This window comes from Streptomyces sp. SM1, from assembly GCF_002910825.1.
Lineage (GTDB): Bacteria > Actinomycetota > Actinomycetes > Streptomycetales > Streptomycetaceae > Streptomyces > Streptomyces okerensis.
The window spans coordinates 1-10,283 of the sequence record NZ_NEUB01000807.1 but is presented as its reverse complement, the minus strand read 5'-3'; the positions used below and the strand labels follow the sequence as shown (position 1 = coordinate 10,283).

At 70.7% G+C, this 10,283-nt stretch carries 9 protein-coding genes and 1 pseudogene; 9 read left to right on the top strand and 1 reads right to left on the bottom strand.

Annotated features, from left to right (window positions below; genetic code table 11):
* From B9S61_RS25065 to B9S61_RS25045, 5 genes are all read left to right on the top strand, one after another.
* A partial coding sequence (locus tag B9S61_RS25065; RefSeq protein WP_146064944.1) for a laccase domain-containing protein occupies positions 1-196 on the top strand: 196 nt, incomplete at its 5' end.
* Positions 197-202: 6 nt separating this feature from the next.
* Positions 203-922: a YggS family pyridoxal phosphate-dependent enzyme gene (locus tag B9S61_RS25060; protein ID WP_103544273.1), complete on the top strand. Its 720-nt coding sequence runs from the start codon at positions 203-205 to the stop codon at positions 920-922.
* Between the two features lie 129 nt (positions 923-1,051).
* Complete coding sequence (locus tag B9S61_RS25055) at positions 1,052-1,696, top strand: cell division protein SepF (protein WP_103544272.1); 645 nt, start codon at positions 1,052-1,054, stop codon at positions 1,694-1,696.
* A 49-nt stretch (positions 1,697-1,745) separates the two neighbouring features.
* Complete coding sequence (locus B9S61_RS25050; protein ID WP_004932337.1) at positions 1,746-2,036, top strand: YggT family protein; 291 nt, start codon at positions 1,746-1,748, stop codon at positions 2,034-2,036.
* 52 nt (positions 2,037-2,088) lie between these two features.
* Entirely contained in the window at positions 2,089-3,318 is a 1,230-nt protein-coding gene (locus B9S61_RS25045; protein WP_103544271.1) for a DivIVA domain-containing protein, read from the top strand.
* Positions 3,319-3,623: 305 nt separating this feature from the next.
* Here B9S61_RS25045 and ileS read toward each other — a convergent pair whose 3' ends face one another.
* Complete coding sequence (ileS, locus tag B9S61_RS25040) at positions 3,624-6,767, bottom strand: isoleucine--tRNA ligase (RefSeq protein WP_103544270.1); 3,144 nt, start codon at positions 6,765-6,767, stop codon at positions 3,624-3,626.
* A gap of 581 nt (positions 6,768-7,348) precedes the next feature.
* On the opposite strand from ileS, the gene B9S61_RS42585 reads away from it, so the two are divergent.
* The 4 genes and pseudogenes from B9S61_RS42585 to B9S61_RS42580 form a co-directional block, all read left to right on the top strand.
* A complete protein-coding gene (locus tag B9S61_RS42585; RefSeq protein ID WP_103544269.1) occupies positions 7,349-8,467 on the top strand; it encodes a TraR/DksA family transcriptional regulator in 1,119 nt (372 codons plus the stop codon).
* Between the two features lie 65 nt (positions 8,468-8,532).
* Positions 8,533-9,144 (top strand): signal peptidase II, encoded by a 612-nt coding sequence (gene lspA / locus B9S61_RS25025; protein WP_103544268.1) that lies wholly within the window; start codon positions 8,533-8,535, stop codon positions 9,142-9,144.
* Positions 9,145-9,196: 52 nt separating this feature from the next.
* Entirely contained in the window at positions 9,197-10,141 is a 945-nt protein-coding gene (locus tag B9S61_RS25020; protein ID WP_103544267.1) for an RluA family pseudouridine synthase, read from the top strand.
* A pseudogene (locus B9S61_RS42580) lies at positions 10,138-10,283 on the top strand (GNAT family N-acetyltransferase); the annotation flags it as partial. The gene B9S61_RS25020 and the pseudogene B9S61_RS42580, both read left to right, overlap by 4 nt.

The window sequence follows — 10,283 nt, the reverse complement described above, 5'->3', positions numbered from 1 at the left end:
GCCGGCGGCCCACGCGACGACGAGCTGGGGGACACCGGCGGTCGACGTGGCCGCGGGCGTGCTGGCGCAGCTCGAACGGCTCGGGGTGCGTGACCGGGAGCAGTCGCCGGTGTGCACGCTGGAGTCGGCTGATCACTTCTCGTACCGCCGAGACCGCACCACGGGACGGCTCGCGGGCTATGTGTGGCTGGACTGATGGGACATGACGGACCGTAAGGACGAAATCGCCGCGAACCTGGCGAAAGTGGAAGAGCGGATCGCCGCCGCGTGTGCGGCCGCCGGACGTGCGCGCGAGGAGGTGACCCTCGTCGTGGTCACCAAGACCTACCCCGCGAGCGATGTGCGGATCCTGTCGGAACTCGGTGCGCGTCATGTCGCCGAGAACCGGGACCAGGACGCGGCGCCCAAGGCCGCCGAGTGCGCGGATCTGCCCCTCACCTGGCACTTCGTCGGCCAGCTTCAGACCAACAAGGTGCGATCGGTGGTCGGTTACGCCGGATTTGTGCAGTCCGTGGACCGTTCCCGGCTGGTGTCGGCCCTCTCCAGGGAGGCCGTGCGGGCGGGGCGCGGGATCGGCTGTCTGATCCAGGTGGCGCTCGACGCCGGCGCGAGCGGCCGGGGTGAGCGCGGAGGCGTCTCGCCCGCCGGCGTCGCGGAGTTGGCCGACCTGGTCGCGGGCTCCGAAGGGCTGCGGCTCGGCGGGCTGATGACCGTCGCGCCGCTCAGCGGGGAGTACGCCGGGCGTGAACAGGCCGCGTTCGAGCGGTTGATGGATTTGTCGACCGACCTGCGCAGGGACCATCCGGCTGCGAACATGGTCTCGGCAGGGATGAGTGCGGACCTCGAACAGGCCGTGGCCGCCGGAGCGACACATGTGCGCGTCGGCAGCGCGGTACTCGGAGTCCGCCCCGGCCTCGGGTAACGTCGCCAGGAAGTCGGACCACAGCAGAAAATATGGTCAGTTCCGCCGAACAGCGGACGTAAAGACCTAGTGGATCGCGGGCACTTGGCGGTCGTCAGCGGATCCACCACAGAGCGGAGGACTCGGAGCATGGCCGGCGCGATGCGCAAGATGGCGGTCTACCTCGGCCTCGTGGAGGACGATGGGTACGACGGCCGCGGATTCGACCCAGACGACGACTTCGAACCCGAACTCGACCCGGAGCCCGAGCGGGACCACCACCGGCGGCACGAGCCGGTCCACCAGTCCCACGGAACACATCAGTCGCGAAGGGACGAAGAGGTACGAGTCGCGCACCCTCCCGCGCCGCGCGAACCGGTCGCCCGTTCCGCTTCGCTCCCCGCGGAATCACCACGTCCGGCGCGGATCGCGCCCGTGGCGTCCATCACACAAGAACGCGCAAGTCTGGAGAAGAACGCACCGGTGATCATGCCCAAGGTCGTGTCCGAACGAGAGCCTTACCGGATCACCACACTTCACCCCCGGACCTACAACGAGGCCCGTACCATCGGGGAACACTTCCGTGAGGGTACGCCGGTGATCATGAATCTCACTGAGATGGATGACACAGATGCGAAGCGACTTGTCGACTTTGCGGCCGGTTTGGTGTTTGGTCTCCACGGCAGCATCGAGCGGGTGACGCAGAAGGTGTTCCTGTTGTCGCCTGCTAACGTCGATGTCACGGCGGAGGACAAGGCCCGCATCGCAGAGGGCGGGTTCTTCAACCAGAGCTGAGACGCAGGACCGGAATCAAGAGCGGTACAGGGGAGAGGGAAAGCAGGCCATGAGCGTGTTCGCGCAGGTGATCTACATCGCGCTGATGGTGTTCCTCATCGTGCTGATCTTCCGTTTGGTCATGGATTACGTGTTCCAGTTCGCCCGCTCGTGGCAACCCGGCAAGGCGATGGTGGTCGTCCTGGAGGCCACCTACACTGTCACCGATCCACCGCTGAAGCTTCTGCGGCGGTTCATCCCGCCGCTGCGTCTCGGGGGCGTGGCGCTCGACCTGTCCTTCTTCGTCCTGATGATCATCGTCTACATCCTGATCTCGATCGTGGGCAATCTCGCGAGGTGACTGTGGACGATACGGTCTTGCCGACTGCCGATGACTACGTTGAGGTGAAGAGATGCCGTTGACCCCCGAGGACGTGCGGAACAAGCAGTTCACGACCGTCCGCCTCCGAGAAGGCTATGACGAGGACGAGGTCGATGCCTTCCTCGACGAGGTCGAAGCCGAACTGACGCGCCTGCTCCGCGAGAACGAGGACCTGCGCGCCAAGCTGGCCGCGGCCACACGCGCCGCCGCGCAGAACCAGCAGAACATGCGCAAGCCTCCTGAGCCCCAGGACCAGCAGCAGCAGCAACAACAACAGCAACAGCAGGGACCGCCCCAGGGGATGCCCCAGCAGGGAATGCCCCAGCAGGGGATGCCTCCGCAGGGAATGCCGCAGCAGGGGATGCCCCAGCAGGGCATGCGAGGTCCCGGCGGTCCGGTGCCCGCCGCTATATCGGGCCCGCCGCAGCAGCAGATGGGTGGCCCCATGGGTGGTCCGCCCCAGCTGCCGAGTGGTGCTCCCCAGCTGCCCGCCGGCCCCGGCGGACAGGGCGGCCCGCAGGGTCCCGGCCCCATGGGCCAGGGTCCCGGGCCGATGGGCCAGGGCGGCCCGATGCAGGGGCAGATGGGCCACGGCGGCCCGATGGGCGGTCCCATGGGCGGCCCCGGTATGCCCGGTCAGGGCGGCCCCGGCGGCGACAGCGCCGCGCGCGTGCTGTCGCTGGCTCAGCAGACCGCAGACCAGGCGATCGCGGAGGCCCGTTCCGAGGCCAACAAGATCGTGGGCGAGGCGCGTTCGCGTGCCGAGGGGCTCGAGCGGGACGCCCGGGCCAAGGCCGACGCCCTGGAGCGGGACGCGCAGGAGAAGCACCGCGTGGCGATGGGCTCCCTGGAGTCCGCCCGCGCCACGCTGGAGCGCAAGGTCGAGGACCTGCGCGGCTTCGAGCGCGAGTACCGCACGCGGCTGAAGTCCTACCTGGAGTCCCAGCTGCGTCAGCTGGAGACGCAGGCGGACGACTCGCTCGCCCCGCCGCGCCAGCCCGCCAGTGCCGCTCCGTCGCTGCCGCCGTCCCCGGCGCCCTCGATGGCCCCGGCCGGTGCCGGTGCGCCGTCCTACGGCGGGAACCAGGGCATGGGCGGCGGTCCCGGCCCGCAGGGCGGCCCGTCCTACGGCGGCGGTCAGCAGCAGATGCAGCCTGCGATGACCCAGCCCATGGCTCCGGTACGTCCGCAGGGTCCGTCGCCGATGGGTCAGGCGCCCTCGCCGATGCGCGGCTTCCTGATCGACGAGGACGACAACTGACGGCCTCATGGTCATGAGTACGGCGTAGCGGTCGGCAGCGTTCAGGGCGGGGCCCCGGGTTCACCAACCCGGGGCCCCGCCCTTTCGCTACGCGTGTTCGCGCGGCTTGCGGTGTTTGTTCGGACCTGGGTGCCGTGTCCGACGTACGCAATGCCGAAGGCCGGGGGCCACCAGTATTCTTGGTGGCCCCCGGCCTTCGATGGGGGACCCGCGCCCCGCAGGGGCGCGGGGAACTGCGCGACCGGCCACGCACCACCCGCAGTCGCAGGACGGCCTCGCGCGGCAGACGCAGCCCCCGGCCCCGCCTATGCCTTACGCAGGCGGAACGTCAGCGACAACCCCTCGTCCGTGAACGGGGCACCGTACATGTCGTCCGCCTCGCCCCGGGAGAAGTCCGTGGCGAGGACCTCGTCGGCGATCAGGGCGGAGTGCTCCGCCAGCGCGTCGTCCGTCGCCGGGTCCGTGGCCGTCCAGCGCAGGGCGATCCGGTCGGCCACGTCGAGGCCGCTGTTCTTGCGGGCCTCCTGGATCAGCCGGATCGCGTCCCGGGCGAGGCCCGCGCGGCGCAGCTCCTCGGTGATCTCCAGGTCGAGGGCGACCGTCGCACCGGCGTCGGACGCCACCGACCAGCCCTCGCGCGGGGTCTCCGTGATGATCACCTCGTCGGGGGCGAGGGTGATGGTCTCACCGTCGACCTCCACCGAGGCCGTACCCTCGCGCAGCGCCAGGGACAGCGCGGCGGCGTCCGCGTTCGCCACCGCCCTGGCCACGTCCTGGACCCGCTTGCCGAACCGCTTGCCCAGCGCGCGGAAGTTGGCCTTCGCCGTGGTGTCCACCAGCGAACCGCCCACCTCGGACAGGGACGCCAGGGTCTCGACGTTCAGCTCCTCGGTGATCTGCGCGTGCAGCTCGGGGCCGAGGCGGTCGAAGCCGCCCGCCGCGATCAGCGCCCGCCGCAGCGGCTGGCGGGTCTTCACGCCGGACTCGGCGCGCGTGGCCCGGCCCAGCTCGACCAGTCGGCGCACCAGCACCATCTGCTTCGACAGCTCCGGGTCGATCGCGGACAGGTCCGCCTCGGGCCAGGAGGACAGGTGCACCGATTCCGGCGCCCCCGGGGTGACCGGGACGATCAGGTCCTGCCAGACCCGCTCGGTGATGAACGGGGTCAGCGGGGCCATCAGCTGGGTGACCGTCTCCACGACCTCGTGCAGGGTGCGCAGCGCGGCCTTGTCACCCTGCCAGAAGCGGCGGCGCGAGCGGCGCACGTACCAGTTGGACAGGTCGTCGACGAACGCGGACAGCAGCTTGCCGGCCCGCTGGGTGTCGTAGCCGTCCAGCGCCCGGGTCACCTGGTCGGTGAGCGCGTGGAGTTCGGAAAGCAGCCAGCGGTCGAGCACGGGACGGTCGGCGGGGGCCGGGTCGGCCCCGCTCGGCGCCCAGTTCGACGTACGGGCGTACAGGGCCTGGAAGGCGACCGTGTTCCAGTACGTCAGCAGCGTCTTGCGGACGACCTCCTGGATGGTGCCGTGGCCCACGCGCCGGGCCGCCCACGGGGAACCGCCGGCCGCCATGAACCAGCGGACCGCGTCCGCGCCGTGCTGGTCCATCAGCGGGATCGGCTGCAGGATGTTGCCCAGGTGCTTGGACATCTTGCGGCCGTCCTCGGCGAGGATGTGACCGAGGCAGACGACGTTCTCGTACGACGACTTGTCGAAGACGAGGGTGCCGATCGCCATCAGCGTGTAGAACCAGCCGCGGGTCTGGTCGATGGCCTCGCAGATGAACTGCGCCGGGTAGCGGGCCTCGAACACTTCCTTGTTCTTGTACGGGTAGCCCCACTGCGCGAACGGCATGGAACCCGAGTCGTACCAGGCGTCGATGACCTCGGGCACGCGTGTGGCCGTCTTCCCGCAGCCGTCGTGGCGGCAGGCGAAGGTGACCTCGTCGATGTACGGGCGGTGCGGGTCCAGGGCCGACTGGTCGGTGCCGGTCAGCTCGGTGAGCTCCGCGCGGGAGCCGGCGACCGTGAGGTGGTCGTCCTCACAGCGCCAGATCGGCAGCGGGGTGCCCCAGTAGCGGTTGCGGGACAGCGCCCAGTCGATGTTGTTGTTCAGCCAGTCGCCGTAGCGGCCGTTCTTCACCGTGTCCGGGAACCAGTTGGTGTTCTCGTTCTCCCGCAGCAGCTCGTCCTTGACGGCCGTGGTGCGGATGTACCAGGACGGCTGCGCGTAGTAGAGCAGCGCGGTGTGGCAGCGCCAGCAGTGCGGGTAGCTGTGCTCGTACGGGATGTGCCGGAAGAGCAGGCCGCGCTGCTGGAGGTCCTCGGTGAGCTTCTCGTCGGCCTTCTTGAAGAAGACGCCGCCGACCAGGGGAACGTCCTCCTCGAAGGTGCCGTCGGGGCGGACGGGGTTCACGACGGGCAGTCCGTAGGCACGGCAGACCTTGAGGTCGTCCTCACCGAAGGCGGGGGACTGGTGGACCAGACCCGTGCCGTCCTCGGTGGTGACGTACTCGGCGTTCACCACGTAGTGCGCCTCGGCGGGGAACTCGACCAGCTCGAAGGGGCGCCGGTACGTCCAGCGCTCCATCTCGGCGCCGGTGAAGGACTCACCGGTGGTCTCCCAGCCCTCGCCGAGGGCCTTGGCGAGCAGAGGCTCGGCGACGACGAGCCTCTCCTCGCCGTCGGTGGCGACGACGTAGGTCACCTCGGGGTGGGCGGCGACGGCCGTGTTGGACACCAGGGTCCAGGGCGTGGTCGTCCAGACCAGGAGGGCGGCCTCGCCGGCCAGCGGGCCGGAGGTGAGCGGGAAGCGGACGAAGACCGACGGGTCGACGACCGTCTCGTAGCCCTGCGCCAGCTCGTGGTCGGACAGGCCGGTGCCGCAGCGGGGGCACCAGGGGGCGACGCGGTGGTCCTGGACCAGCAGGCCCTTGCCGAAGATCTCCTTCAGCGACCACCAGACGGACTCGATGTACTCCGGGTCCATCGTGCGGTACGGGTCCTGGAGGTCGGCCCAGTAGCCCATACGGGTCGTGAGCTCTTCGAAGGCGTCCGTGTGGCGGGTCACCGACTCGCGGCACCTGGCGTTGAACTCGGCGATGCCGTACGCCTCGATGTCCTGCTTGCCGGAGAAGCCGAGCTCCTTCTCCACCGCCAGCTCGACCGGGAGGCCGTGGCAGTCCCAGCCGGCCTTGCGGGCCACGTGGTAGCCGCGCATGGTGCGGAAGCGGGGAAAGACGTCCTTGAAGACGCGGGCCTCGATGTGGTGCGCGCCGGGCATGCCGTTGGCGGTGGGCGGGCCCTCGTAGAACACCCACTCGGGGCGGCCCTCGGACTGCTCCAGGCTCTTGGCGAAGATCTTCTGCTCGCGCCAGAAGTCGAGCACCGCGTGCTCGAGCGCGGGCAGGTCGACCTGGGCGGGTACCTGGCGGTACGTCGGCGATGTCATCAGCGGGCTTCCTCCGGCGGACTTGCTGCCTTCCGTCCGGAGGGACGAGAGCTGTGTCGATCCCTGCGCCGCCGTCGGCGCGCTCCCGCGGTACCACCCTCCTTGGCCCTCCGGCGCGACGCGCGCTCCGGTGAGCCCCCTCATTGGGGTCGCGATGCCGGTTCTACTCGCCGCGCCCGCGGCTTTCCTCCGGCGGCTCCGGGGTGATCTTCACGTCGCGCTCGCCCCCGGGCTCACACCGTCCCCGGGTCGCTCTGGGCTGCGTACGCCGCTACTCGTCCCCATCCACGCTTTTCGCTCCGCCCAGTGTACGGCGCGGCGCGGACAACGGCCGACCGGTTTTCCCGTGGGCATAAGATCCGACATACCCCGAATGAGGAAGTATGCGTGTTCGGATTCCGGGACGTCCGCGCGAGCGGCATACCCGGCGGGGAGCTGGGCACAACGGATGCAGGCTCACCGCGCGGCATCCGCGCGGTCGGGTAATCGGGCGGTGCGCCCTGTTGCCGCGGGACTCGGGTCGATTTATCGTCCCAGCACGATTCGCGCGCAAGATCACCATATGTGAAGGGGTCGCGGCCATGGTGGCGAAGAAGACCGCGCGGGGCACGGCGCAGGCGGACCCGGCCGTGCGGCCGGCCCCGGAGGAGACCCCGCCGGCCGGGAAGGCCACCGCCCGGAAGCAGTCGCGCTCCGCGCCCGCGAAGAAGACGGCGGCCACGAGGACGGCCGGTACGGGGACCGCGGAGAACCCGGCGGGCAGGAAGGCGGCCCCCGAGAAGGCTCCCACCGCGAAGGCCGCGAAGGCCGCGAAGGCCGCGAAGGCCGCGAAGGCGGGGAAGGCGGGGAAGACCGCGAAGGCGGGGAAGGCGGGGAAGACCGCGAAGGCGGGGAAGGCGGGGAAGACCGCGAACGCCGAGAGCCCCGCGAAGGCGTCGGGCCGGGTGGCGTCCGTGCCGGGCTCGTCCGCCGACGGGATGCCGCCGGAGAGCGCGGCCGGGAGCGCGGCGGGAAGGACGCCCGCCAAGAAGGCCGCCGCGCGGAGAGCGACCGGCGGGGAAACGGGGCAGAAGGCAGTCGGGGAGGGAACCGCCGCCGAGGCGGCGGAGCAGCGCGGGGGCGCTGTCCGGACCAGTGGGTCCACTCAGGATGTGGCCGGGCACAGCGCGGCCGATGACGCGGGCGCGGCCGACGCCGCGGCGCAGACGGGAGTGACGACAGTGGGTGCGAAGAAGACCCCTGGCCCGGCGGCCACGGCGGCGAAGACCGCCGTACCCAAGGCCCGGATCGGCCTGGTGGAGCCGGGCGAGCTCGCGGTGCGTCCCGGTGAGGAACCCTGGACGGCGGAAGAGGCCGAGGAGGCGCGGGCCGAGCTGATGTCCGAGGTGCTGCGGCTGCGCGAGGAGATCACCCACTCCGAGCAGGCGCTGGCCGGCCTGATGCGGGACTCCGGCGACGGGGCGGGCGACGACGACGCCGACACCGGCACCAAGAACATCACGCGCGAACACGAACTCTCGCTCGCCGCCAACGCGCGCGAGATGCTCAGCCAGTTCGAACGGGCCCTCCAGCGTCTCGACACCGGCACCTACGGCCTGTGCGAGAACTGCGGCAACGCGATCGGGAAGGCCAGGATGCAGGCCTTCCCGCGGGCCACCCTGTGCGTCGAGTGCAAGCAGAAACAGGAGCGCCGGTACTGATCGGCGGCCGTGCGGGCCGTGCCGTACCCTCGTCCTCAGTCAAGGACCTAGGCTGAGGGACTCACGTGGCAGAGGCGGAGCGCATCATCGGTACGCCGGACACCCCGGACGCGGACCGGGACGGACAGGACCCGGACCGGCGGGAGGGGACCGGCACCGACGGGACGGCGGCGGAGACCGAGCGGCCCCGCGGCAAGCGGCGGGTCGCCGTGCTGTTCGCCGTCGCCGTCGTCGCCTACGCCCTCGACCTGATCAGCAAGATGATCGTGGTCGCCAGGCTGGAGCATCACGAACCGATCGAGATCGTCGGGGACTGGCTGAGGTTCGAGGCGATCCGCAACGCGGGCGCGGCCTTCGGCTTCGGCGAGGCCTTCACCGTGATCTTCACGGTGATCGCCGCGGCCGTGATCGTCGTGATCATCCGCCTCGCCCGCAAGCTCTACAGCCTGCCCTGGGCGATCGCCCTCGGCCTGCTGCTCGGCGGCGCCCTCGGCAACCTCACCGACCGGATCTTCCGATCGCCGGGCGTCTTCGAGGGCGCGGTCGTCGACTTCATCGCGCCCAAGCACTTCGCCGTGTTCAACCTGGCGGACTCGGCGATCGTGTGCGGCGGCATCCTGATCGTGCTGCTGTCGTTCCGGGGCCTCGACCCGGACGGCACGGTCCACAAGGACTGAGGGGACGGCACTCTCGTACGGGAGTGCCGGGCCCGTCCGGCATACTCGACGGGTGAGCACGATTCCCGAGATCCGAACCCTGCCCGTACCCGACGGCCTGGAGGGCGAGCGCGTCGACGCCGCCATCTCCCGCATGTTCGGCTTCTCCCGCACCAAGGCCGCCGAGCTCGCCGCGGCGGGGAAGGTCATGGTCGACGGATCGGTGGTCGGCAAGTCCGAGCGGGTCAGCGGCGGCGCCTGGCTCGAGGTGGAGATGCCGGGGGCGTCCGCGCCGGTGCAGGTCGTCGCCGAGCCGGTCGAGGGCATGGAGATCGTGCACGACGACGACGACGTGGTCGTGATCGTCAAGCCGGTCGGCGTCGCCGCGCACCCCTCGCCGGGCTGGACCGGCCCGACGGTGATCGGCGGCCTGGCCGCCGCCGGGTACCGCATCTCGACCTCCGGCGCCGCCGAGCGCCAGGGCATCGTGCACCGCCTCGACGTCGGCACCTCCGGCCTGATGGTCGTCGCCAAGTCGGAGTACGCGTACACGTCGCTGAAGCGCCAGTTCAAGGAGCGCACGGTCGACAAGCGCTACCACGCGCTCGTCCAGGGCCACCCCGACCCCACCAGCGGCACCATCGACGCCCCCATCGGCCGCCACCCGCAGCACGACTACAAGTGGGCGGTCACCGCCGAGGGCAAGGCCTCCGTCACGCACTACGACCTCATCGAGGCCTTCCGCGCCGCGTCCCTGCTCGACGTCAAGCTGGAGACCGGCCGCACCCACCAGATCCGCGTCCACATGGCCGCTCACCGGCACCCCTGCGTCGGCGACCTCACCTACGGCGCCGACCCGACACTCGCCAAGCGGCTCCGCCTGACCCGCCAGTGGCTGCACGCCGTGCGGCTGGGCTTCGAGCACCCCGGCGACGGGCAGTGGGCGGAGTTCTCCTGCGACTACCCGGACGACCTGCAGCAGGCGCTGGACCAGGTTCGCGAGGAGACCTACGCGTGAGCCGGCGGTACGCCGTCCGCGTCGCGGAGGGGCCCGCCGACCGCGAGGCGTGCTTCGCCGTCCGCAAGGACGTCTTCGTCGCCGAGCAGGGCGTCCCCGAGGACATCGAGTACGACACCCATGACGCCGGCGCCGTGCACGT

What these genes read in the sequence shown, in the direction of transcription:
- B9S61_RS25060 (WP_103544273.1), top strand. Translation starts at nt 203, where the DNA reads ATGACGGACCGTAAGGACGAAATCGCCGCGAACCTGGCGAAAGTGGAA.
- B9S61_RS25055 (WP_103544272.1), top strand. Translation starts at nt 1,052, where the DNA reads ATGGCCGGCGCGATGCGCAAGATGGCGGTCTACCTCGGCCTCGTGGAG.
- B9S61_RS25050 (WP_004932337.1), top strand. Translation starts at nt 1,746, where the DNA reads ATGAGCGTGTTCGCGCAGGTGATCTACATCGCGCTGATGGTGTTCCTC.
- B9S61_RS25045 (WP_103544271.1), top strand. Translation starts at nt 2,089, where the DNA reads ATGCCGTTGACCCCCGAGGACGTGCGGAACAAGCAGTTCACGACCGTC.
- ileS (WP_103544270.1), bottom strand. Translation starts at nt 6,767, where the DNA reads ATGACATCGCCGACGTACCGCCAGGTACCCGCCCAGGTCGACCTGCCC.
- B9S61_RS42585 (WP_103544269.1), top strand. Translation starts at nt 7,349, where the DNA reads ATGGTGGCGAAGAAGACCGCGCGGGGCACGGCGCAGGCGGACCCGGCC.